Raw genomic sequence first — 21527 nt, forward strand, 5'->3', positions numbered from 1 at the left:
GTTGGCCAACTGTTCGCAGTGCAACAGTACGACAGCGGTCAGTTGCTCCCCGTACACCGCGCGCCTATTCGCAGTAACGGGCAGGCATGAAAAAACCGGCTGCTGCGAGCCGGTTCCCATGCAGTACCGCCAGCCTCAGCCGCCGCTGGCTGCCACGCTTTTGCGTTCAGCCACAAAGAACAGCGGGCGAATCCGCACCCCCACCACGTTGCCGGCATACGCCGCCACCAGCCACAGCCAGCCATGCACGCTGCCCGAGGCGATGCCGCTGAAGTACGCGCCGATGTTGCAGCCATACGCCAGCCGCGAGCCGTAGCCCAGCAGCAGGCCGCCGATCACCGCGGCCAGCAGCGAGCGCATCGGAATCCTCAGGCTCGGCGCGAAGCGCCCGGCCAGGCCTGCTGCCAGCAACGCACCCAGCACGATGCCGATGTCCATCACCGTGGTCACGTCCTCCCACAGCGGTGCAGCCAGCGCCTTGGCGTTGCCCGGCATCTGCCAGAACGCCCAGCTGCCCACGTCCACGCCCAGCCCGCTCAGGGTCTTGGCGCCCCACAGGGCGAACGCCGAGGTGATGCCCCACGGCCGGCCCGCCAGTGCCAGGGTCGCGTAGTTCAGCAGCGCCAGGCCGATTGCGCCCCACACCAGCGGCCACGGGCCACGCAGGAAGCGACGCAGGCCCTCATGCTGGCTGCCTGCCGGGGCCTCGAGGGCGCCGTGGCGACGCTTCTCCAGCACCACCGTGCCCCAGGCGATCAGGCCGAACACCACCAGGTTAAGCACCAGCGCGGGGGCCACGCCAAAGGTCTGCACCACGGAGGTGGCCGGGAACGACGGCAGCGCGAACCACCAGTCGGCGTGGTGGGTTGCGGTTACCGAACCGATGATGAAGAACAGCAGCGTCACCAGCATGCGCGCGTTGCCACCGCCCACGGTGAACAGTGTGCCCGAGGCACAGCCGCCGCCCATCTGCATGCCGATGCCGAAGATGAACGCACCGAACACCACCGACACCCCGGCCGGCGCCACCAGCCCGGTCACCGGCTGGCCGAACAGCGTGCCGGCGCCCAGGGCCGGAAAGAACAGCAGCACGGCGATAGCCAGCATCACCATCTGCGCGCGCAGGCCGGCGCCACGGCGCTCATTGATGAACACCCGCCAGGCGGACGTGAAGCCGAACGCGGCGTGGTACAGCGTGAGGCCCAGGGCGGCGCCGACGATCAGCAGCAGCACCTGTTTGATGCCCACGCTGGCATTCAGAAAGACGGCGCCGACCACCAGCAATGACAGCGCAACCAGTGGCGCGCCGAGACGGCGCTCAGGCGCCGCAGAGAGAGAAAGACCCATGACGATACTCGGATATAGACGGAACAGGCCGCGAGTATACCGTCACCGGCCGCCGTGCGGGCTCACGGATAGAACAGCGGGTACATCGCCAGTGCCAGGGTCGAGGCGCAGGCATGCATCGCCATGGGCACCAGCAGGCCGCCGGTTCGGATCCGCGCATAGGCCAGCATCAGGGCGAGGATGAACAACAGCACCACGGTCGACCTGAAGGTGTACTGCAGGTGGATGGCGGCAAACGCCAGGGCGCTGACCACGATCGCCACCACCGCCCACAGCGGCTTGCGGAACGGGAACAGGTTGAGCAGAAAATGCCGGAATGCCAGCTCTTCGCCGAGGGGGGCGAGCACGATGACCATGCTGGTCAGCAGCACGCGATCGGCCAGCGAACCGGCACCGAGCAGGGTCATGAACTGCAGCATGAACGGCTCGGCGGGCTGGTCGACCAGGGCGGCGTAGTTGTAGGCCAGCAGGTAGACCACCACCACGCTGGTCAGGCCGAGCCAGAGGGCCTTGTAGCTGAAGTTGGCCCCCCTGAAGGCATGCCCGGCCAGCGGGTTGCGCCGCAGCAACAGGTACAGCCCGCCGATGGTTGCACACGCCACCAGGTGGGCGCCGAACAAAGCCAGGGTGAAGTCCAGGCCACTGCCGAACAGAAAGGCGCCGGCGAACTGCGCGGTGAAGTACAGCAGCAGGCCCAGCAGCGCGAGGCCGATGCGCTTGCCGGCGGTGCTGGCGATGTAAGGGGTGGTCACGGGACCTCCTTGTACGGGGTTGTTCACAGCGCTCTCCTTGGTGGGGGGCGCATTATGGCGAGTTTCGCGGCTGCTGCGCAGCCCATCGCCGGCAGCCGGCTGCTACAGGCTAAGTGCTCAAGTAGATTCACATCTGGATACATCCGGCCATTTGCCATTCCCCTCGCCCTCTGTTTGCATCCGCGCTCTCTCCCCGTGCAGACAAGGAAATCACCCCATGAAAACCCTGGTAGTCGGTGCCAGCAAAGGGCTGGGCAAGGCCCTGATCGAAGGCCTCGGCGAGGCGGGCGACACGCTGGTCGGCGTGTCGCGCACGCGCCCCGACGGCATCGCCGCCAAGGCCGGCGTGCAGTTGAACTGGGTCGAAGCCAACCTGGCCGAGCCGGCCAGCGCCGCGCACGCCATCGCCCAGGCTGTGGCAGAGCACGGCCTCGACACGCTGATCTACAACCTCGGCATCTGGGAAGAGCTGGCCTTCGACCCGGCCTACGACTTTCTCGGCGACAGCGACGCGCAGGTACAGGCCATCGTCAGTTGCAACATCACCGCCACCCTGCTGCTGATCAAGCGCCTGCTGCCCACCCTGTTGCGCAGCGCCACCCCGCGCATCATCCTCACCGGTTCCACCTCCGGCCTGCCCCAGAGCGGGCGCCCCGAGGTGGCCTTCGGCGCCTCCAAGTTTGCCCTGCGTGGCATCGCCGATGCGCTGCGCGAAGGCTACCGCGAGCAGCGCCTGGCCGTGACCTGTCTGAACCTGGGTTACCTCAACACCGAAGACCCGCTCAGCACGCCCCGCGACGTGGCCGAACAACGCGGCGAAGGCCAGCTGATCCCCGTGCACGACGTGGTGCAGGTGGTGCGCATGGCGCTGAGCCTGTCGTCGGCCAGCTACGTCAAGGAGCTGACCTTGCCGGCCCTGCTCGACGAGCGCTTCTGAGCGCTGATCAGCACGCTGGATAAAAACCGGCGAAAGCGCCATCCTTCCCGCCTTTGACGCGCAGCCTGGCTGCGCCCACCGTTATGTGAAGGACCTTTTTCATGCAGACGCTCAACGACACCGACTTCGAGTTCATCGAAGACATCCTGCTGCAGTATGGCGATGACCATTCGGTGCTCAACGCCTCGGAACTGGACGGCTACCTCACCGCGCTGGTGTCCGGCCCGGCGCCTGTGGCTATCGACGAATGGTTCCCGGGGATCTTCGGTGGTCGCCAGCCGGAATGGGAAAGCGCTGCAGACTGCCAGCGCTTCGTCGAGCTGGTGACCCTGCACGCGAACAACCTGGCCGAGCGTTTCTCGCCACGCTTCGAAGAGACCGAGCACAACGGCCAGCCGCTGACGCTGGCCGAAGAGTGGTGCTTTGGCTACCTGCGCGGTGCAGGCCTGGCCAACTGGCCGGCCTTGCCGGCGGCGCAGCAGGTGGCACTGGATGTGATCGAGACCTGTGCCGCACAGGACAACTTCGAACTGCCTGCCGACCTGGATGTGGTGCTGCATCGCCAGCGCGTGGCCGCCATCGAGCCCGCGGCGCGGGCGTTGCAGGGGTACTGGGCGACGCAGCGCTGAAGCGGGCTGCGGCGCCGCCCATCGCGGGTCGAGCCCGCTCCCACAGGTTCGGCGCAGTTCCTTGTGGGAGCGGGCTTGACCCGCGATGACGCCAGCACATACCCCAACAATCCGGAGCAGTGCATGCCCACCACCCTCACCGCCGCCTTCCCCCACCACCTGGCCCGCGAAGTCCAGGACCTGGCCCGGCACCTCGACCTGCCCAACGGTGACCAGGGCATCGCCGTCACCCTCGACGGCGAACCCCTGACCCTGCCCTACCGCCTTCACCTGCCGGCTGCCGATACAGCCCGGTCACTGATCCACGCCTGCCTGCTCACCCGCCACCCCGACGGCCACGTGCGCGAGCGTTACCTGCAGCAGATCATTCGGGCACCAGAGACGTGGGTCATCCCGTTCGTGTTCCAGCTCACCGGCGAATACGTGATCGAGCTGCTGGCGCTGTGCGAGGCCAACCTGCCGACCCTGGACGCCAGCGCCTACGGCCGCTTCTTCAACGACAACCCCGCCTACTTCAGCCTGACCCGCGCACGCATGGTCAGCTACTGGGATTGCTACCACCGCAGCCGCCACCCGCACCTGCGCAGCTACGTGGGCACCCGCCTGTTCCGCGCCTTCAGCGACTTCACAACGACCACTTCACGGTGAACATCACATTGCGCGGCTCGCCGAAGATGTTGGCCCCGGCCGGGTTGCTGATGCTCTGGTAGTAACGCTTGTCCGCCACGTTGTTGAGGTTGGTCTGCAACGTCACCGCCGGCGTCACGCGGTACTGGGCCATCAGGTCGACCACGCTGTACCCGCCCTGCTTCACGCTGTAGCTGGTATAGGTGCGGCTCTGGGTGCGAAAGGCCCCGCCCACGCTCCATTGATCGAGGTCGCCCGGCAACTGGTAGCTGGTCGCCAGCTTGAACAGGTTGTACGGCGAATCACTGTCGAAGCGGTCACCCTTCTGCGCCGAGCCGGTGGCCTTCACATACTCGGCCGCCGCATAGGTATAGCCGGCCGACGCCTGCCAACCCGGCGCCAGTTCGCCGCCCAGCTCCAGTTCCAGGCCGCGGGTACGAATTTCGCCGGCCGCCTCGTAGCAGGCATCCATGGTCGGGCAATCACCTGCCGGCAACGACTTGGCCAGGTTCTCCTGGTCGAGCTGGAACAGCGCAAAACTGGCGTTCAACGCACCACCGAAGTACTCGGCCTTGAGCCCGGCCTCGTAGTTGGTGCCGGTTACCGGCGCCAGCAGGCCACCGCTGCTGTTCTGGTACTCCTGCGGCTTGAAGATGCGCGTCCAGCTGGTGTAGACCGAGTAGGTGTCGTTCAGGTCATAGATCAGCCCCGCATACGGGGTGACCTCGCGGGTGGCCTTGTAGTCGGCGCCGAAGGCGTAGGCCCCGACCTCGGTGTGCTGCTGGTACTCATACCAGTCCAGGCGCGAGCCGAGGATCAGCTTCAGGTCATCGCGCAGGTTGAAACGCACGGCGGTGTAGGCACTGGACTGATCCACCTTGCCCTTGCGCGACCAGTTGTAGTCGATGGCCGGCCGGGGCACGTCCTTGTAGTGGAAGTTGTTGGGGTCCACGACATAGTTGAAGCTCGCATCCGGGCCGCCGCCAGGGCCGTCGTCGGTATCGTCGCGGCGGTAGCTCGCCCCCACCACCAGTTCATGGGTACGCCCGAACAGGCTGAACGGCCCGCTGGCATAACCATCGATACTCTTCTGCGTATGTTCGTAGGAGTAGCGCCCCACATTCAGTTGCAGCTCGTCGGCGGTCGGGTCGAGCCGGTAGTAGCTGCTGCCCAGCATCTCCAGGTTGGCCTTCAGCCAGCTGGCGCTCAGGCGCAGGCGCCAGTCGTTGTCCAGGCGATGTTCCACCTCGGCGAACACGCTCTTGTTGGTCTTGTCCCAGTAGGTCCAGTCGGGGCTGAAGCGCGACGAGCGGGAAATGTCGAGGAAGCTGCCATCGGCATGGGTCGGGCTGCCGTTCCAGTCCGCGCCGGGGTTGTCCTCGCGGTTGTAGTAGCCGCCCAGGGTCAGCGTGGTGGCGTCCGACAGGTCGAATTCGGTGATCCCGTACAGCAACTGGCGCTGGTTGCTGTAGGCATCGGTAAAGCTGTTCTTGTCCTGGTAGCTGCCCACCACTCGCCCGCGTACGGTACCGGCATCATTGAGGCTGCTGCTGGCGTCGATTTCGGTACGGTAGTTGTCCCAGCTGCCGGCTGCCGCCGTGAGGGTGATCTGCGGCGCCAGCGTGGGGCGCTTGCGCACCAGGTTGAGGGTACCCGACGGGTTGCCCGAGCCCACCATCAGGCCGGAAGCCCCGCGTACCACCTCCACCCGGTCGAACATCGCCAGGGTCGCGGTGCCCAGGGTGTCGCTGTCGTAGGCGATGGGCAGGCCGTCGACCATGATGTTGTCGATGGCCGCACCGCGCGAGTAGAACTGCGGGCGCTCGCCGCCGGTCTTGCGCAGAGTCAGCCCCGGCGTGTAGCTGGCGATGTCGTCCAGGGTCTGCATGTTCTGGTCGTCCATGCGCTGGCGGGTGACCACGGTCACCGACTGCGGGGTTTCCCGGGCCGAGGCCTTGAACTTGGTGGCCGTGGCCATGCTGGCGGTGGTGTAGGAGCCAGTGTTTTCCGTGACCTCGCCCAGCGTACTGCCGGTGATGCTGGTGGCACCCAGTTGCAGCGCATCACTGCTGTCGGCCTTCTCCAGGGTCAGGGTGCCGTTGTCGGTCACGCGCAGTTGCAGGCCGCTGCCCGCCACTGCCTGGCGCACCGCTGCCTCGGCGCTCAGTTGCCCGTTCACCGCCGCGCTCTGGCGCCCGCGCAGCAGCGCCGGGTCCACCACCAGGGTGCTGGCGCTTTGCCGGGCGATCTGGCGCAGGGCCTGGTCCAGTGGTTGCGCCGGCAACGCATAGCGCTGCATGGCTGGGTCCGCCCAGGCGCGGTTCAGGTCGAGGGAGCAGGCAGAAACGGCAACCGCGACAGCCAGTGCCAGGCGCGCGGGGCTCAGGAGTTGGGGACGCATGTGAAGGGCTTTCCTCGCAGGAAGTGAATGGGCGTTTCCTGCTATGTCCAGCGAGCCGAAAAAAGCCTTCACCCTGGCGGAATGTTTTTTCAGCGCAGGTCGATCAGGGTGATCGGCCCAAACGCCTCGACACTGATCGGCAGCACCTGCGCCAGCGATTGCAGGGCGCGGTCGCTGTCGTCCAGCGGGAACACCCCGAACACGCGCAGTTGCGCCGCCGCCGGGGAAACCCGCAGCACGCCGTAGCGGTAAGGGCGCAAGGCATCGATCACGCTGCCCAGCGACGCGTCGTCCACCTCCAGGCGACCTTCCATCCAGGCATCCAGGCGGCCTTGCTCATTGCCCAGGGGCGAGAGTGCATCGTCGGCAAAGCGCAGGGTCTGCCCGCTGTCCACCACGATGCTCTGCCCGGCGCGGTTACGCACCTGCACGCTGTGCTGCTGCACGCTGACGGCACTGCGCTGATCCAGCGTGGCGACACTGAAGCGCGTGCCCAGGGCCCGCACCCGGCCTTGCGCAGTGACCACCTCGAGGGGGCGGTGCGGGTCGCGGGCCACCTGGATGTTCAGCTCGCCGTGGCGCAGATGGATCACCCGGGCTTCGGCACTGAACGCCACCTCCACGGTGGTGCGCGCATTGAGCAGCAGCACGCTGCCGTCAGCCAGTTGAATGCGCCTGCGCTCGCCGGTGCCGCTGTAGTGGTCGCTGAACACGGCGTCCAGTGGCATGCGCCGTTGCACCGTCAACAACGCCGGCAGGCCCAGCATCAGCAGCAAGGCGCTGCCGCCGCGCAGCAACCGGCGCCGCTGCAGCGACAACCCGCTGCTGCGCAGGGCGCGCGTGGCCGCACTGGCGCTGCCGGGCACTTCCAGCAAGGGGTTCAAGGGTGTGTGGGTGGCCTGGGTAACCGCCTGCCAGGCCTGGCGATGGCTTGCGTCCAGCGCCTGCCACTGCTCGAAGGCGTCGCGGTCGGCTGCCGTCGCCGCCCCCGAGCCCAGGCGCACGCTCCATTCGATGGCTTCGCGCACCGCCGGGGTCAGCGCTGCCAGGCTGCGGCCGCTCACGTGCCCGCGCCCAGTTGTGCCAGGTAGCAATGGGTCACGGCGCGCCGCACCCAGCGCTCGACGCTGCTCAGCGACACCTGCATCTGGTCGGCGATCTGCTGGTGGGTCAGGCCCTCCAGGCGGTTGAGCAGAAAGGCATGGCGCACCTTGGCCGGCAACCCGGCCAGCAAGGCATCCACCGCCTCCAGCGCCTCGCGCAGCACCGCCAGGGTTTCCTCGCACGGCGCCACCGGCTCGGGCAGGTTGGCCAGCGCTTCAAGGTAGGCGCGCTCCAGCTCGCCGCGACGCCAGAAGGTGTACAGCACCCGCTTGGCGACCATGCACAGGAACGCCCGCGGCTCGTCCAGCTGGCCCAGGTGCGGCGAAGTCAGGGTACGCAGGAAGGTGTCGTGGGTGAGGTCCGCGGCATCGGCGTGGGAATTGAGCCGACGGGCCAGCCAGCCGCGCAACCAGTGATGGTGTTCGGCGTACAGCAGGTGCAACGGGTGCTGGGCGGACGGGCGCGGGTTGGACATGCGAGGGGCACACTAATGGTAATTGTTCGCATTCTTATCCCTCGCCCTGGGATTTGCAAGCCGTGCCCTACTCGCGGCAACTGGGCGAGCCGCCCCAGCGCATGTTGCGAATGCAGAAGTAGCGGTCCTTTTTCAGGGTCACGGGGGCGATCGTGCAAGGCAGCACCGCCGGGTCGATCTCGATCGACATCTCATCGGCCGCGTAGCGATCGTCATCGAATTCGATCACGCAGGTGCCGTCCTCCTGCGCCCGCTCGGGAAAGCGCAGGCCCTGTACCACCTGATCGCCCATCTTCACCCGCAGCGGGCTCGGTGCCGATGAGCTGCACGCCTTGAGGGCCGGATGGTTGACGGTTATCCACAGGGGGTACTCGCCGCCTGTGCGGTCAGGGAACAACGGAATGAACAACAGCGACTGGTAGGTCGACTGACCGTGATTCACCACCTTGAGCCACAACGGGCTGGCGTTGCAGGTGGCGCCCAGCGACGCGCCGTAGCGCAGCTTGGGGTCGGTGTGGTCCTGCCAGCCGCCCAGGCGGTCGGGCTTCCAGTCATGGCCCCATTTGTATTCGGTACAGCCGCCCAGGGTGAGCAGCAAGCACAACAGCGTGGCGATACGGTGCACGGTGAAGTCCTTCCTTGGTGGAGCATCCATCGGGAACACATTGTCGGGGCCAGGCGCCTCGCCGGCAAGGCCGGCTCCTGAACGCCGGCTCCTGCACGAGTCAGCCGCGCTGGAAGCAGCCCGGGGTGATGCCGACCACTTTCTTGAAGGCCCGGGTCATGTGGCTCTGGTCGAAGAACCCGCAACGCAGCGACGCCTCGGCGATGCCCACGCCACTGCGCAGCAACTGCTGCACCCGCGCCACCCGCGTCTGGATCTGATAGCTGTGCGGCGATACGCCCACGCTCTTCTTGAACACCCGTATCAGGTACAGCGGATCGAGCCCCACCCACTGCGCCAGGTCGTTCAGCGCGATGTTCTGCGCGTACTGCTCGTCGAGCATCTGCCGCACCCGTCGCACCACTTCGCGTTCGTCGGCCACCGCCCGGGGCTGCGGCCCGCCGCACCGCTCGAACAGCTGGCTGACCAGGTGCAGCAGCACGCTCTCGCGCTCAAGGCTCGAACACGACTGCTCGATCACCTGATGCTGGTGCAGGAAGGCCTGGGCAAAGCCCATGTCGTGGGTCAGCGCCTGCTGGAACAGGTGGATATGCCCGTCGCCGAAACGCCCCTCGAACACCGCACGGTTGAGCCACTGCGGGTCGAGGTAGAGCATGCGGTAGCTCCAACCCTCGGCGCTGCCCGGCACGCCGTCGTGCATCTCGCCCGGGGTCAGGGTGACGATGCTGCCGGCGGTGCCCAGGTGCTGGGTGCCACGGTAGAAGAGCTTCTCCACGCCCGCACCGATCACCCCCACCGCGTAGCGCTCATGGGAATGGCGGCCGAAGGCCCGTGCGCTGTAGCGCGCCGCCAGCAATTCACAGCCCCCTTCGGGGACGCGCCAGAAGCGCGAGAAGTCCTGTTGCTCCATGGCCTGTCCAGTTTTGTGCAATACGCGCGCAAGGCGGGTGGATAAATTTGCCCGACTTCTTCGCAACAGACCAGAGAAAACCATGCAGTCATCCAACGGGGTCACCCTCTCCAGCAACCGGGCCATCGTCGAGCTGACACTGGGCGGGCTGATGCTCAGCCTGTCGGCGCTGGCGGTGGCCTTCGCCCATATCGGCGCCGGGGGCGCGGGTTTCTACCGGATGCTGATCGCCTCGGTGCTGTTCTACCTGCTGCTGCGGGTGAGAAGGCAACCTGCTCGCCTGGCCCACCCCAGGGCTCGACGCTACACCGCCCTGGCCGGCGTGTTCCTGGCCATCGACCTGATCCTGTGGCACCACAGCATCTACATCGTCGGGCCGGGCATCGGCTCGATCCTGACCAACTGCCAGGTGTTCTTCATGACCTTGCTCGGGCTGTGCCTGCTCAAAGAGAAACCGTCGCTGTATTTCGTCGCCTCCATCAGCCTGGCCTTCGTCGGCCTGTACCTGTTGCTGCTGCCGGAGATGGGCAGCGCGCTGGGTATCCAGGGCGTGGTCTATGGCGTGCTGTCGGGGCTGGCCTATGCCGTGTGCGTGTACTACCTGAAAGTCACCACTCAACTGCCCCAGGGCGGCGGCGACAAGATCGCGCAGATGCTGCACCTGAGCCTGTGGGCGGCCGGGGTGATGCTGGGGTACGCGCTGTTGCGGGGCGAGAGCCTGGCCATCGCCGACCAGCAGACCTTCTACATGCTGGTGATCTATGGCGTGCTGGTGCAGTTCGTCGGCTGGTTGCTGGTCAACCGCTCGATTGGTGCCATCAGCCTCGGGCTGGCAGGGCTGATCCTGCTGCTGGAGCCGGTGATCACCTACTTCATCGACGTGGCATTTCTGGACAAGGCCAGTTCGGCCATGCAGATCACCGGGGCGCTGGTGACGGTGCTGGCGGTGTACATTGGCTCGATAAAGCCGCCGAGCAAGGCCCCGGCGCTGAGCGAGCCGGCCTGACACGGCGCTCGCGCAGCTGCTGCCTGAGCACATGCAGGGGCGGTGCGTAGAGGAAGCCGAACGACACGCTGTGCCTGCGCCCCTTCACCGCGTGGTGCATCAGGTGTGCGTGGTACAGCCGACGCAGATAGGGGTGGCGCGGCCTGGGGCGCGCGGGCCAGTGGCGGTGCACGATGCCGTCGTGCACCAACACGTAGATCAGCCCGAACCCCGCCACCCCGGCGCCCACCCACTGCAACGGGTCGTGGCCGGCATTGCCCAGCACGATCAGGGTGATCGCGGCCAGGGCCAGGATCAGCAGGTAGATATCGTTGGTTTCAAGCGTGCCCAGGTGCGGTTCGTGGTGCGAGCGATGCAGAAACCAGCCCCAGCCGTGCATCACGTACCTGTGCGCCAGATAACCGACACCTTCCATGGCGACCAGGGTGCAGAGAAAAATCGCGAAGTGGGCAATCATGGTCGGTACGGGGTTGGGAAATGACGGTGTCAGGGTATTTGATCGGCGGCCGATGGTCCATGCCCACCGGTAGCCAGGGCCAGCATCTGCATGGCCGGCGCCACTGCCTTGAGCAGGCGCTCACGCGCGACCCCGTCGCGGGCCTGCACCGACAACCCATGCAGCAGCGTGGCAAAAAAATCGCCCAGCGATTGCACATCGACCTCGGGTTTCAACTCGCCCGCCTCGGCCGCCTGCTGCAAGCGCTGAATGATCGACAAGGTTTTTTCGCGGCGGTGGTCGGCCAGCCATTCACGCACGGCGTCGTTGTCGGCCGAGCAGTTGGTGGCTGCCGACACCACCATGCAGCCCAGTGGACCCGCTGGGCGGGTGTACAGGTCGACGGCATCGAGCAACAGCCGCTCGATGGCCTGGTAGGCCGTGGGTTGCTCGCTCAGCGCCTGGGTCGAAAATGCGCCCTCTTCGCGCTCATACAGCTCGATGGCCTCCTTGAACAAGCGCTCCTTGGAGCCGAACGCGGCATAGATGCGCGCCGAAGCGATACCCAGCGCAGCCACCAGGTCGCTCATGGACGTGGCTTCGAAACCGCGTGCCCAGAACACATCCCGGGCGGTGCGCAACGCGGCTTCACGGTCGAACTGGCGTGGTCGGCCTGCCATCTCGATAGTTCTCCAACCAGGAATGAAGGCGGCATTATCCGTAATTGTTTGTCGAAAGACAAAGAATACTTGACGACGCGCAGGCTGCATCCTTATTGTTTGTCGATCAACAAACAATAGGAGTTCCACATGATCACGTTGAAAGGCCCCAGCCTGCATCTGGCGCAATTCAGTGCCGACCAGGCACCGTTCGACTCACTGCCAAACATCGCCCGGTGGGCTGCGCACATGGGCTTCAAGGCGTTGCAGATACCGGCCTGGGACAAGCGTCTGTTCGATGTCGAGCTAGCCGCAAGCAGCCAGGCCTACTGCGACGACATCACCGCCATGCTGGCCGAACACGGGCTGGTGATCAGCGAGCTGACCACGCATCTCTTTGGCCAACTGGTGGCGGTACACCCGGCATACGACGCCTTGTGCGACAGTTTTGCACCGGCCCACCTGCAGGGCGACGCGGCTGCCCGCAGTGCCTGGGCGGTGCACCAGCTCACCTGCGCGGCCATCGCGTCGCGGCGCCTGGGCCTGAGCGACATGGGGACTTTTTCCGGTGCACTGGCATGGCCGTACGTCTTTCCCTTCCCGCAACGCCCCGACGGCCTTGTTGAAACAGCCTTCGCCGAGTTGGCCAGGCGCTGGCTGCCGGTGCTCGATACCTGCGCCGAACAGGGCATCAACCTGTGCTTCGAAATTCACCCCGCCGAAGACCTGCACGACGGTGCAAGCTTCGAGCTGTTTCTCGAACACGTCGGCCACCACCCGCGCTGCAAGATGCTGTTCGATCCCAGCCACCTGATCCTGCAGCAACTCGACTACCTGGCGTTCATCGACCACTACCGGGACTACATCCGCATGTTCCACGTCAAGGACGCCGAGTTCCTGCCCACCGGCAAGCAGGGCCTGTTCGGCGGTTATCAACCCTGGCTCAAGCGCGCCGCACGCTTCCGTTCGCTGGGGGACGGGCAGGTCGACTTCAAGGGCATCTTCAGCAAGCTGGCCGAATACGACTACAGCGGCTGGGCCACGCTGGAGTGGGAGTGCTGCCTGAAAAACCAGCACGATGGGGCACGTGAAGGCGTGGCGTTCATCAACCGGCACATCATCCAGGTCACCGACACGGTGTTCGACGACTTCGCCGGTACCCCGGTGGCGCCGGCGGTCATCGCCAGGATGCTCGGCCTTGAAGGCAACCCTGTCGGGGAGCTGCAACGATGAGCACGCACACTCACCATTACGCCCATGTGCACGGCCTGCGCCTGCACTACGTCACCCAGGGCGAAGGGGCACCGGTACTGCTGATCCCCGGCTGGCCACAGACCTGGTACACCTGGCGGCACGTCATGGCGGCCCTGGCCGACAACGGTTACCAGGCGATTGCCGTGGACCTTCCCGGCATGGGGCTTTCCGACAAGCCGCTGGACGGCTACGACACCGGCACCTGCGCCGCCCGCCTGCACGCGCTGATGGGGCAACTGGGGCACGAACGCTATGCCGTGGTGGGCCACGATGTGGGCATGTGGGTGGGGTATGCCCTGGCCAGCGATTTTTCCGGGGGTGGTGAACCGGCTGTGCCTGAGCGAAGCGGTGATTCCGGGCCTGGCGCCGGCGCCGTCGATCTTCGCGCCGCCGGAGCAGAACATCTTCCTGTGGCACTTCATGTTCAACCAGTTGCAGGACCTGCCCGAGGCGCTGATTACCGGGCGCGAAGCGCAGTACCTGAGGTTCATGTTCGAGAAATGGGCTGTGCGCCTGGATCGGGTGGCGGTGGATACCTATGTGCAGGCGTATTCGGCGCCGGGGGGCTTGCGTGGCGGGTTTGCCTACTACCGCGCGATACCCGAAACGATTCGCCAGAACCAGCAGCGCGGGCAGGTGCCACTGGGCATGCCGGTGCTGGCGATCGGGGCGCAACTGGCAACCAATGATGCGCCGCGGGTAACCCTGGAGGGGCGCGCCACCACGTTGCAGGGCGCGATCATCGAGGGCTGCGGGCACTTTGTGACCGAAGAGGCGCCCGAGGCGTTTGTCGGGCACCTGCTGCCGTTTCTGCGCTGAGGGTTGCGGCGCGGCCTTCGCCAGCAAGGCGCTCGCCTGTCATCTAGCGCGTGCCATTGCCCGCGAAGGGCGTTCAAGGCGCCTGCAATGCCTCCAGCTCATCCGCGCGTTCGGAGGTCATGCGCAGGCGGCAGCCACCGCCATTGAGGATGTCCATGGTGCCGCCGGTCTGCGTGAAGTAGAAATCGCAGTTGCTGTCGATGTACTTGATCCACGCCCGCTGCGCATCCCGGAGCTTGCCCTGCTGCACCGGCCCAAACGCGGCCATGGCCTTCTTGTAGACCTGGTTCAGGCGTTTGTCCTGGCGGGCGATCTCGGCGTTGTTGCATTCGTTCATGCTCACCGTGGTGTTCGCGGTGTCCATGCAGGCCTTGTACGCCACCGAAGTCTTGTCCTGCGCCAGCGCCAGCGGCGCAACTGCCGCCAGCGACAGCACCGCAACCCCCATCATCCGCTTGATACTCATGGCTTGCCTCTCCTGTTCTGACTGCCTAGGGCGCACAGGCTCGCATGACCTGCTCGCGCAACCAATGGTGCGCCGCTTCCTTTTTGCGTCGCTCGTGCCACACCTGCTGAAAGGCGAACGCGCGAATCGCCAGCGGCGGCTCGAAACAGCGCAACCCACGCTGCGCCTTGAGGTTCTGCACGCTGCGCCGCGCCACGGTCAGCACCAGGTCGGTACCCACCAGCACGTCGCTGGCCGCCGCCCAGTGCGGCAACGCCAGCACCACCCGGCGCTGCTGCCCCAGCGCCGCCAGGGCCTGGTCGATCTCGTTGTCGGCCCCGGGCCGCATCGCCACCAGCACATGGGGGCGCGCCAGCCAGGCGGGCAATGTCAGCCCGCCACGGGCCGGCAGCGTGGCGCGGTCGGCCACACACACGAACCCCTCCTCGAACAGCGTGGCGGCCTGCAACGGCTCGGCCAGGGTGGGGAATACGCCCAGCGCCAGGTCCACCTCGCCATCGAGCAACTGGCCGAGCATCGCCTCGCGGCTGCCCTGGCTGACCACCAGGTCGATGCCCGGTGCGGTCTCGCGCAGGCAGCGCATCAGGCCCGGCAGCACCACCCGCGCGCCATAGTCCGACATCGCCAGGCGAAAGCTGCGCCGCGCCCGCGCCGGCTCGAAACCGGGGCTGCCCAGCAGCGCATCCAGTTGCTGCAGGGCATCCTGCAACGGCGCCGCCAGTTCCAGCGCACGCAACGTGGGCTGCAGGCGGCCCGCACGGCGCACCAGCAGCGGGTCCTGGAAGATCTCGCGCAACTGCGCCAGCGCATGGCTCACCGCCGGCTGGCTGCGGTGCAGTCGCAAGGCCGCGCGCGAGACGTGCTGCTCGGCCAGCAGCGCATGCAGGGTCAGCAGCAGGTTGAGGTCGATACGGCGCAGATCATCCATGTGGCGAATAGCCCCTGTGCACAATTCGAATTTCCATCAGTGAAACAGATAACCAAGACTGTACCAAGCCCTCCATAGCCAGAAGGAAACCACCATGAACCTCAACCTCGCTGTCGCCATACCGCTGCTTGTCGCCCTGCTGGCCGGTGCCGCCGTGCCGTTCCAGGCCGGTGCCAACGCCGCGCTCGGGCGCCTGCTCGGGCACCCGCTGTGGGCCACGCTGATCTCGCTGGCGGTGAGCGTGCTGATGGTACTGCCGGCCCTGCTGCTGATGCGCGCACCGCTGCCGCAACTGGCCAACCTCGGCCAGGCGCCGTGGTGGGCGTGGTTGGGTGGCGTGGCCGGGGTGGCCTACATCACCGCGGCGCTGATCCTCACCCCGCGCCTGGGCGCGGCCGGTTTCATCGTGTGCGTGATCGCCGGCCAGGTACTCTCGTCGCTGATCATCGACCAGTGGGGGCTGATGGGCCTGCCATCGCGCCCGGTCAACGGCCTGCGCATCGCCGGGGTGGCGCTGATCATCGTCGGCATGCTGGTGGTGCAATGGGGCACCCGCACCAACCGTTGAGGGCTCACCAGGGGTGGGTGCGCTCGAACACGTAGCCGTGCTGGGGGAACGCATTGAACAGGATCCCCCCCAGCACCACCAGCAACAGCAGCCAGTCGACAACGCGCAGACGCGGCACCTGGCGCACCTCGCGCCGGTCACGACAGTGCAGCGCCTGCCCCAGGGTCATCAGTACGAAGGCGCCGATCCACAGGTAGTACCCCACGCCCAGCGCGGTGAGTCGCACGAAATCGTAGGACTGCGGCGTGTTATCCGGCACCGTGCTCACCACCAGGAACGACAGCCCCAGCAGCAGCGCCAGCACCGACAGGCCCAACCCCACCCGCGGCCACCAGCGGTGGGCCAGCAGCGCCAGGCCGAAGACCGGGTTGGCAAACCAGCCATAGATCTGGAACGGGATGCCCCACAGCCCGTACACCAGCAACCATACCGAACTCATGTGGGCACCGTTGTCGGTGTAGTAGGCATTGAAATACAGGCAGGCCACGTACAGCACCAGGCTGAGCGTGAGGTAATGACGTTTCACAGGAGTGTCCGCAGGTCAGATGGAATTGGAGGGTATTGCCGGGGCCGGGGGCGTGACATTGGCGCCGCTGCCCACGCTGAACGAGAACGCCGCCGTGGCATAGATCGCCGCCACCAGCACCCAGGCCAGCCAGCCCTGGCCCGGCCCGCCCGGCGCCTGCCGGCGGTTGAGAAACTGGCCGGCCACGTATGCCGCCAACGCCAGCAACCACAGGTAGTAGGCGCCGAGCAGGTTGGCCTGGCCATTGGCCTTGCGCGGCACCAGCGCGCTGTCGCCCCAGCCGATCACTGGCAGCCACTGCGCCGCCAGCACCAGTGCCGCGACCGCCGCCAACAGCGACAGCAGCGGCCGGTTGCGCCGCAGCATCAGTGCCAGGCACAGCAGCGGGTTTGCCCACCAGGCGCTGCCACCCAGCCAGCCGAGGGTCAGCACATGCATGCCGCGCATGGTCACCTCGCTGACCGGCACGGCATCCAGAAACAGGCTGCCCAGGTACAGCACCAGGCTCAGTACCACGTAATGCCGCTTGAACAGTGCCAGCATCTAGTTGACCCCGAGTTCGCAGTCGTCGCAGGCCGCTGGTGGCTCGCCGAGGTTCATGTAGACCGGTCGCGCCGGCGCGACGGTGGCCTTGACGAACGACAGTGGAATGGTCAGCACGATACCCGCCACCAGCACCCAGTGCAGCCAGCCCAGCGCTGGCTGGGTAAGCCTGGGCTGGCGCCGGTAGCGGTGCTGGCCGATCACGAATGCCAGCATCGAGGCCAGCCACAAGTAGTAGCCGGTGCGCACGTCAGGCCCGCCGTGGGGCGCCGGCGGGATCGGCGACCAGTCGGTCCAGCCCAGCGCCAGGGCCGAGCCCGCCAGCAGCAGTGCGCACCAGCCCAGGCGGTAAGCGGTTTTGGGGTCTTTGCGGTGGGTTGCGAAGGCGCCCAGCAGCAGCGGATTGGCGAACCACAGGCCGCCGGCCAGCCAGCCCATCGACAGCGCGTGCATGCCGCGCAGCACCGAATCGTGCCCCCAGGCGCAGGCCTCCGGGTACAGGCAGGCGAGGTACAGCAGCAGGCTCAGCAAGCGGAAATCGAAGCGCACCAGTAAGTCCATTCAGCCGGGTGGGAAGCGGGGCGCGACGATAGCCCATCGCCTGCCCCGCTGTCCAAGTCATTCAGGCCGATTCGAGCAGCAGCCCGTACAACGCCGAATCCGACACCTCGCCGGCGATGCACCAGCGCTCGCGCAGCAGCCCTTCACGCTCGAAGCCCATGCGTTCGAGGGTGCGCGCCGAGGCACCGTTGCGCGGGTCGATCTCGGCCTCGAGGCGGCGCATGTTCAGGCCGATGGCAAGGTACTCGACGAACAGCTCCAGCGCCTCGCCCATGTAGCCCTGGCCCTGGGCGCTGCTGGCCAGGCAGTAGCCGATTTCGCCGCGGCGCGACTCGGCGTCGATGTTGAAGAATTGGCACATGCCCAGCAGCAGGTCGCTGCCCTGGGGGTAGATACCCAGCTTCAGGCTGCGCCCGGCCAGGTAGGCGGCGCGGTCGGCCAGCAAGGCCACTTCGGCTTCGTCCAGGGTCTGCCACGGCCCGTGGTGCCAGTAACGCATCACCTCGGGGTCGGCCATGATCCCCAGCCACTGCTCGGCATCGCGGGCCTGCATGGGCCGCAGTTGCAGGCGCGGCCCGTTCAGGCACAGCGCGGTGTCGAAAGCTTCAGGCAAACTCATGAAATTACTCCTGGTGGGTGAACCTGCCACCACGCCACCACGCCCACCGTTACCAGCAGCACCGCGGCCTGGGCCAGGTTGAATTCGTAGAGCCGGTGCAGCGTCACCCACGGCTGGCGCCACGCCGGGCCGCCTTCCTGTGGTGGCTGATACGGCAACAGGCCAAGCAGCCCGACAGCGAAGTAGCCCGTCAGCGCGACGATACCGGTCCACGGGTGGGTACCGGCCAGCATCGGGTAGATCGGCAGTGCCAGCAGCAGGCGCGGCACGCCATGGCGCAGCAGCAGACGCTCGCCATCGGGGTTGAACCGACGCGGGATCAGCCATTCGCTCAGGCGCAGGTCCAACGCCAGCAGGTTCGGCGCGGTCCACAGCCAGAAGCGCATGAACACCGCCGACAGTTGCACCGTCAGCAGCGAGCCCACCACGGCGGCAATCAGTACATTGGAGGGGTGCGCGAAGAAATCCGGCCCCGCCAGCCACAACACGATCACCAGCACCATGCAGCTCATCACCCGCAGGTAGCTGCGCGGGTGCAGCGGGCGCGGCGCCAGCCTGCGCCAGAAGTACAGGTCGCGGTGCGGCACCTGGTCGAGCAGTTCGGGGTAGTGGTAGAGCAGGGTTTGCGTCAGGTGCTCACAGGCTTCCCAGTCGGCCTCGCTGAAGCCCTGGGCCAGCGCCACCTGCTGCTTGAACTCGAGGTTGCGCAGCAGCAGGTAGGCCGCATTGCCCTCGGGGTTGGTGTGCCAGTGCCACTGCTCGGCCAGGGCCTGCTGGCGGGCGAACCAGGTATCGCGACGGCAGCGCTCGTTCAGGCCCTGCCACAGGTGCGCGGGCCGGGGTCCACCGTCATCGTCGCTCCAGTTGAAGTAGCCGCACACGCGTTCGAACAGCGCGGTGCTGCTGCCGGGGTGATCGTGCAGCAGCTCCAGCAGCATGGCCTGGAACTGCTCGCGGCGGTCGAAGGGCTCCAGCCAGGCCTGCCCGCCCCAGTGCTGCAGGCTGGCGAAAAACGCCTGTTCGTCGCCCGCCTGCAAGTAGTGCTGCAACTGCGCGTGGCAGGCTTGCCAGAGGCTGCCCAGCAGTTCGTCGCCCTGGTACGCGCCGATCGGCACCGCCTGCCAGGGGGTGAACCAGCCACGCCTCGGCACCGCCCAGTGCAGGATGGGCAGGCGCAGGGTTTCGTCATCCAGGCTGCGCTGCAGCAACTGCTGCTCGAAGGCCGCCTCGCACCCCAGTTCGCCGGCCTGGCGCCACAGGTTGTCGAGCTGCGCAGGGTCCAGCCCTTCGAGCAGCGCGCGGGCCTGTTGCTCCCTGGCGGGTGCGGGTTCGACGTCGACGTGCACCGCCGCGGCCTGCGGGGCTGGCACATCGGCCGATTCCAGCGCTGGCGCTGCATCGTCCTCGTGTGCCCAGCGGCTGCGCGCCAGCGCCTGTTCATAGGCCTCGCGCAGGCGCTGGAAGGCCTCGGGGTCCTCGTCGGGGCGGTGCACCTTGAGCAGGCGCGCATACTGGCGCCTGATACTGCGTTCATCAGCGCCCGGGGCCAGGGCCAGCACGCTCCAGCAGTCTTCGATCACGTCACTCATTGCCGCTCCTTCAGCGCCAGCTGTCCTGGCCCAGTTCATTCACGCGCTGTTCGAGCTCGTGGCGCACCTCGCGGATCTGGCGCTCGTCCTGGGTTTTCAGCACGCGCTGGAACTGAGCGGCCCAGGCCCCGATCAGCTCACGTACCTCGCCCAGGCTTTCCTGATACAGGCGCTCCAGGCGCGCCAGCAACAGGGTGTTGGGTTGCTGGTCACGCGGGTGGGTCTTGAGCTCGGCCAGCGCCGCCAGGCGTTCGCGTACCTCTTCGGGGCTGAGTACGCCGGGGTTGTTCTCGATCACCAGGGCATGCTGCTCGCCGGTCAGCGGGATGCTCACCTGGGCTTCGAGAATGCCGTTGATGTCGTAGGTGAAGCGCACGTCCAGGGCCACCTCGCCGGCCTTGCGCCGTGGCACCGGAATCTCCAGCACGCCCAGCAGCACGTTGTCGCGCACCAGGCGGCTCTCGCCCTGGAACACCTTGACCAGCACCTGCTCCTGCTGGTCGCCGACGGTGTACACCGTCTGCACCCGGCTCACCGGCACCACGCTGTTGCGCTCGATGATCGGCAGGTAGTGCCCGCTCTCGTGGCGGTCACCGACCTGGCGCACGGTTTCCATGCCCAGGGTGTAGGAGCACACGTCGGTCAGCACCACCTCTTCGAGCGCGGCATCCCGGGCCTTGAGCGCGGCCTGCACGGCGGCGCCGTGGGCCACCACTTCATCGGGGTTGAGGCTGATCGAAGGGAAGCGCCCGAACAGCCCGGCCGCCAGCTTGCGCACCAGCGGCATGCGCGTGGTACCGCCCACCAGCAGCACTTCGTCCAGGTCCGAGGCGCGGATGCGCGCATCGCGCAGGGCGCGTTCGATGGGGGTGCGCAGGCGTGCCAGCAGCGGTGCGAACAGGTCGGCCAGGGCGTCCTGGGTGTACACGTGGCGCCATTCGCGGCCCTCCACGCGTACCACGAAGTCGGCCTGCTGGGCCTGACCCAGCTGCCGGCGTACACGCTCGGCCTCGCGGCGCAGCGGCTGCAGCAGCGTGGTCGCGCCGGGGAAGTCGTTGCCCTGCTGGGCCTGCACGAAATGCTCCAGCAGCAACTGGTCGAAGTCTTCACCGCCCAGGTAGTTGTCGCCGGCGCTGGCGCGCACCTCCATCACCCCTTCGAACAGCTCCAGAATCGACACGTCGAAGGTGCCGCCGCCCAGGTCGAAGACCAGAAACGAGGTTTCCTTGTCGCGCTGGTGCAGGCCGTAGGCGAGTGCGGCGGCGGTGGGTTCGTTGATCAGTTTGTCGACGCGCAGCCCGGCCAGTTCGCCGGCCACGCGGGTGGCCTTGCGCTGGGCATCGCTGAAGTAGGCCGGCACGCTGATGACCGCCTCGGTGACCGGCTCGCCATAGGCACGCTCGACGTCTTCCTTGAGGCTCTTGAGCACCAGTGCCGAGAGTTCTTCGGGGCGGTAGGCACGCCCACCCAGGGTGACCTGCTGGTTGCTGCCCATGTAGCGCTTGAACAATGCGGTGGTCAGGTGCGGATGGGTGTGCAGGCGCTCGCGCGCCGCCTGCCCGACCAGCACCCGGCCCTGGTCGTCGAGCCCCACCACGCTGGGGGTGAGCGTGTGGCCGAGTGCGTTGGCCACCAGTTCAGTGGCGCCATCGCGCCACACCGCCACCAGGCTGTGGGTCGTGCCCAGGTCGATACCGACGATCATCAGCGACTTCCCTCTCATCAAATCAGAGGGCGATGGTACTT

25 protein-coding genes are annotated in these 21527 nt (G+C 66.9%); 8 read left to right on the plus strand and 17 right to left on the minus strand.

Translation table 11 applies throughout. The features are described 5' to 3' along the window. Positions 1-135: 135 nt before the first annotated feature. Both FW760_RS23025 and FW760_RS23030 read right to left on the minus strand, forming a co-directional pair. Positions 136-1347, minus strand: coding sequence for a YeeE/YedE family protein (locus FW760_RS23025; RefSeq protein WP_054916313.1), 1212 nt, complete (start codon positions 1345-1347; stop codon positions 136-138). Positions 1348-1409: 62 nt separating this feature from the next. Next, a complete protein-coding gene (locus FW760_RS23030; RefSeq protein WP_446444016.1) occupies positions 1410-2099 on the minus strand; it encodes a CPBP family intramembrane glutamic endopeptidase in 690 nt (229 codons plus the stop codon). Positions 2100-2316: 217 nt separating this feature from the next. On the opposite strand from FW760_RS23030, the gene FW760_RS23035 reads away from it, so the two are divergent. The 3 genes from FW760_RS23035 (at position 2317) to FW760_RS23045 (ending at position 4313) form a co-directional block, all read left to right on the plus strand. Beyond that, the gene (locus FW760_RS23035) at positions 2317-3036 is read left to right on the plus strand and encodes an SDR family oxidoreductase (protein ID WP_043864432.1); all 720 of its coding nucleotides are present in this window, start codon (positions 2317-2319) and stop codon (positions 3034-3036) included. Between the two features lie 101 nt (positions 3037-3137). Continuing rightward, positions 3138-3665 (plus strand): UPF0149 family protein, encoded by a 528-nt coding sequence (locus FW760_RS23040; protein ID WP_100633012.1) that lies wholly within the window; start codon positions 3138-3140, stop codon positions 3663-3665. Between the two features lie 123 nt (positions 3666-3788). Continuing rightward, complete coding sequence (locus FW760_RS23045; RefSeq protein ID WP_446444017.1) at positions 3789-4313, plus strand: hypothetical protein; 525 nt, start codon at positions 3789-3791, stop codon at positions 4311-4313. On the opposite strand, the gene FW760_RS23050 is transcribed toward FW760_RS23045, so the two are convergent. The 5 genes from FW760_RS23050 to FW760_RS23070 form a co-directional block, all read right to left on the minus strand. Further along, positions 4291-6693 carry a TonB-dependent siderophore receptor gene (locus FW760_RS23050; protein ID WP_078479926.1) on the minus strand — a complete coding sequence of 801 codons (2403 nt, stop codon included), beginning with the start codon at positions 6691-6693 and terminating at the stop codon, positions 4291-4293. The two genes, FW760_RS23045 and FW760_RS23050, sit on opposite strands and share 23 nt — an antisense overlap. A gap of 89 nt (positions 6694-6782) precedes the next feature. Further along, on the minus strand, positions 6783-7757 hold the full coding sequence (locus tag FW760_RS23055; RefSeq protein WP_058541394.1) for a FecR domain-containing protein: 975 nt from the start codon (positions 7755-7757) through the stop codon (positions 6783-6785). Then, positions 7754-8272: a sigma-70 family RNA polymerase sigma factor gene (locus tag FW760_RS23060; protein ID WP_043864428.1), complete on the minus strand. Its 519-nt coding sequence runs from the start codon at positions 8270-8272 to the stop codon at positions 7754-7756. The genes FW760_RS23055 and FW760_RS23060 overlap by 4 nt, the downstream gene beginning before the upstream one ends. A gap of 67 nt (positions 8273-8339) precedes the next feature. Then, positions 8340-8927 carry a hypothetical protein gene (locus tag FW760_RS23065; RefSeq protein ID WP_043864427.1) on the minus strand — a complete coding sequence of 196 codons (588 nt, stop codon included), beginning with the start codon at positions 8925-8927 and terminating at the stop codon, positions 8340-8342. Between the two features lie 70 nt (positions 8928-8997). Continuing rightward, on the minus strand, positions 8998-9807 hold the full coding sequence (locus FW760_RS23070) for an AraC family transcriptional regulator (protein ID WP_058541391.1): 810 nt from the start codon (positions 9805-9807) through the stop codon (positions 8998-9000). Between the two features lie 82 nt (positions 9808-9889). On the opposite strand from FW760_RS23070, the gene FW760_RS23075 reads away from it, so the two are divergent. After that, positions 9890-10813 (plus strand): DMT family transporter, encoded by a 924-nt coding sequence (locus tag FW760_RS23075; RefSeq protein ID WP_054916306.1) that lies wholly within the window; start codon positions 9890-9892, stop codon positions 10811-10813. Here FW760_RS23075 and FW760_RS23080 read toward each other — a convergent pair. Together FW760_RS23080 and FW760_RS23085 are read right to left on the minus strand one after the other, a co-directional pair. Beyond that, the gene (locus tag FW760_RS23080) at positions 10725-11270 is read right to left on the minus strand and encodes a sterol desaturase family protein (RefSeq protein ID WP_054916305.1); all 546 of its coding nucleotides are present in this window, start codon (positions 11268-11270) and stop codon (positions 10725-10727) included. The genes FW760_RS23075 and FW760_RS23080 overlap by 89 nt on opposite strands. 29 nt (positions 11271-11299) lie before the next feature. After that, positions 11300-11929 (minus strand): TetR/AcrR family transcriptional regulator, encoded by a 630-nt coding sequence (locus FW760_RS23085; protein ID WP_236177011.1) that lies wholly within the window; start codon positions 11927-11929, stop codon positions 11300-11302. 129 nt (positions 11930-12058) lie between these two features. On the opposite strand from FW760_RS23085, the gene FW760_RS23090 reads away from it, so the two are divergent. From FW760_RS23090 to FW760_RS23100, 3 genes are all read left to right on the plus strand, one after another. Further along, complete coding sequence (locus FW760_RS23090; protein ID WP_058541390.1) at positions 12059-13141, plus strand: sugar phosphate isomerase/epimerase family protein; 1083 nt, start codon at positions 12059-12061, stop codon at positions 13139-13141. Between the two features lie 125 nt (positions 13142-13266). Further along, positions 13267-13851 (plus strand): alpha/beta fold hydrolase, encoded by a 585-nt coding sequence (locus tag FW760_RS23095; RefSeq protein ID WP_446444030.1) that lies wholly within the window; start codon positions 13267-13269, stop codon positions 13849-13851. Next, positions 13811-13981 (plus strand): alpha/beta fold hydrolase, encoded by a 171-nt coding sequence (locus tag FW760_RS23100; protein ID WP_446444018.1) that lies wholly within the window; start codon positions 13811-13813, stop codon positions 13979-13981. The genes FW760_RS23095 and FW760_RS23100 overlap by 41 nt, the downstream gene beginning before the upstream one ends. Before the next feature lie 73 nt (positions 13982-14054). Here the strand turns inward: FW760_RS23100 and FW760_RS23105 are convergent, their stop codons facing one another. Both FW760_RS23105 and FW760_RS23110 read right to left on the minus strand, forming a co-directional pair. Further along, positions 14055-14447, minus strand: a complete 393-nt coding sequence (locus FW760_RS23105; RefSeq protein ID WP_078479919.1) for a lysozyme inhibitor LprI family protein — start codon at positions 14445-14447, stop codon at positions 14055-14057. A 25-nt stretch (positions 14448-14472) separates the two neighbouring features. After that, complete coding sequence (locus FW760_RS23110; protein WP_058541388.1) at positions 14473-15375, minus strand: LysR family transcriptional regulator; 903 nt, start codon at positions 15373-15375, stop codon at positions 14473-14475. Between the two features lie 94 nt (positions 15376-15469). Here FW760_RS23110 and FW760_RS23115 point away from each other — a divergent pair, with 94 nt between their 5' ends. Continuing rightward, positions 15470-15943, plus strand: coding sequence for a DMT family transporter (locus tag FW760_RS23115; protein ID WP_078479917.1), 474 nt, complete (start codon positions 15470-15472; stop codon positions 15941-15943). Between the two features lie 4 nt (positions 15944-15947). On the opposite strand, the gene FW760_RS23120 is transcribed toward FW760_RS23115, so the two are convergent. The 6 genes from FW760_RS23120 to FW760_RS23145 all read right to left on the minus strand — a co-directional run bounded on the left by FW760_RS23120 (position 15948) and on the right by FW760_RS23145 (position 21486). Continuing rightward, positions 15948-16469 (minus strand): hypothetical protein, encoded by a 522-nt coding sequence (locus FW760_RS23120; RefSeq protein ID WP_446444019.1) that lies wholly within the window; start codon positions 16467-16469, stop codon positions 15948-15950. Positions 16470-16484: 15 nt separating this feature from the next. Beyond that, the gene (locus FW760_RS23125) at positions 16485-17012 is read right to left on the minus strand and encodes a hypothetical protein (protein ID WP_054916298.1); all 528 of its coding nucleotides are present in this window, start codon (positions 17010-17012) and stop codon (positions 16485-16487) included. Beyond that, complete coding sequence (locus FW760_RS23130) at positions 17013-17561, minus strand: hypothetical protein (protein WP_054916297.1); 549 nt, start codon at positions 17559-17561, stop codon at positions 17013-17015. 73 nt (positions 17562-17634) lie between these two features. Continuing rightward, positions 17635-18192 (minus strand): GNAT family N-acetyltransferase, encoded by a 558-nt coding sequence (locus FW760_RS23135; RefSeq protein ID WP_043864414.1) that lies wholly within the window; start codon positions 18190-18192, stop codon positions 17635-17637. Further along, positions 18189-19781, minus strand: a complete 1593-nt coding sequence (locus tag FW760_RS23140; RefSeq protein ID WP_078479915.1) for a J domain-containing protein — start codon at positions 19779-19781, stop codon at positions 18189-18191. The genes FW760_RS23135 and FW760_RS23140 overlap by 4 nt, the downstream gene beginning before the upstream one ends. 10 nt (positions 19782-19791) lie before the next feature. Beyond that, positions 19792-21486 (minus strand): molecular chaperone HscC, encoded by a 1695-nt coding sequence (locus tag FW760_RS23145; RefSeq protein WP_446444020.1) that lies wholly within the window; start codon positions 21484-21486, stop codon positions 19792-19794. Between the last annotated feature and the right edge of the window lie 41 nt (positions 21487-21527).

This window comes from Pseudomonas sp. 1176_21, from assembly GCF_052850635.1.

Excerpts from the sequence above, each read along its gene's own strand:
- FW760_RS23025 (WP_054916313.1), bottom strand. The coding sequence starts at position 1,347 with ATGGGTCTTTCTCTCTCTGCGGCGCCTGAGCGCCGTCTCGGCGCGCCA.
- FW760_RS23140 (WP_078479915.1), bottom strand. The coding sequence starts at position 19,781 with ATGAGTGACGTGATCGAAGACTGCTGGAGCGTGCTGGCCCTGGCCCCG.
- FW760_RS23085 (WP_236177011.1), bottom strand. The coding sequence starts at position 11,929 with ATGGCAGGCCGACCACGCCAGTTCGACCGTGAAGCCGCGTTGCGCACC.
- FW760_RS23145 (WP_446444020.1), bottom strand. The coding sequence starts at position 21,486 with ATGATCGTCGGTATCGACCTGGGCACGACCCACAGCCTGGTGGCGGTG.
- FW760_RS23035 (WP_043864432.1), top strand. The coding sequence starts at position 2,317 with ATGAAAACCCTGGTAGTCGGTGCCAGCAAAGGGCTGGGCAAGGCCCTG.
- FW760_RS23115 (WP_078479917.1), top strand. The coding sequence starts at position 15,470 with ATGAACCTCAACCTCGCTGTCGCCATACCGCTGCTTGTCGCCCTGCTG.
- FW760_RS23100 (WP_446444018.1), top strand. The coding sequence starts at position 13,811 with ATGCCGGTGCTGGCGATCGGGGCGCAACTGGCAACCAATGATGCGCCG.
- FW760_RS23110 (WP_058541388.1), bottom strand. The coding sequence starts at position 15,375 with ATGGATGATCTGCGCCGTATCGACCTCAACCTGCTGCTGACCCTGCAT.
- FW760_RS23105 (WP_078479919.1), bottom strand. The coding sequence starts at position 14,447 with ATGAGTATCAAGCGGATGATGGGGGTTGCGGTGCTGTCGCTGGCGGCA.
- FW760_RS23060 (WP_043864428.1), bottom strand. The coding sequence starts at position 8,272 with ATGTCCAACCCGCGCCCGTCCGCCCAGCACCCGTTGCACCTGCTGTAC.
- FW760_RS23135 (WP_043864414.1), bottom strand. The coding sequence starts at position 18,192 with ATGAGTTTGCCTGAAGCTTTCGACACCGCGCTGTGCCTGAACGGGCCG.
- FW760_RS23045 (WP_446444017.1), top strand. The coding sequence starts at position 3,789 with ATGCCCACCACCCTCACCGCCGCCTTCCCCCACCACCTGGCCCGCGAA.
- FW760_RS23050 (WP_078479926.1), bottom strand. The coding sequence starts at position 6,693 with ATGCGTCCCCAACTCCTGAGCCCCGCGCGCCTGGCACTGGCTGTCGCG.
- FW760_RS23095 (WP_446444030.1), top strand. The coding sequence starts at position 13,267 with ATGGCGGCCCTGGCCGACAACGGTTACCAGGCGATTGCCGTGGACCTT.
- FW760_RS23070 (WP_058541391.1), bottom strand. The coding sequence starts at position 9,807 with ATGGAGCAACAGGACTTCTCGCGCTTCTGGCGCGTCCCCGAAGGGGGC.
- FW760_RS23040 (WP_100633012.1), top strand. The coding sequence starts at position 3,138 with ATGCAGACGCTCAACGACACCGACTTCGAGTTCATCGAAGACATCCTG.
- FW760_RS23080 (WP_054916305.1), bottom strand. The coding sequence starts at position 11,270 with ATGATTGCCCACTTCGCGATTTTTCTCTGCACCCTGGTCGCCATGGAA.
- FW760_RS23065 (WP_043864427.1), bottom strand. The coding sequence starts at position 8,927 with ATGGATGCTCCACCAAGGAAGGACTTCACCGTGCACCGTATCGCCACG.
- FW760_RS23090 (WP_058541390.1), top strand. The coding sequence starts at position 12,059 with ATGATCACGTTGAAAGGCCCCAGCCTGCATCTGGCGCAATTCAGTGCC.
- FW760_RS23125 (WP_054916298.1), bottom strand. The coding sequence starts at position 17,012 with ATGCTGGCACTGTTCAAGCGGCATTACGTGGTACTGAGCCTGGTGCTG.
- FW760_RS23075 (WP_054916306.1), top strand. The coding sequence starts at position 9,890 with ATGCAGTCATCCAACGGGGTCACCCTCTCCAGCAACCGGGCCATCGTC.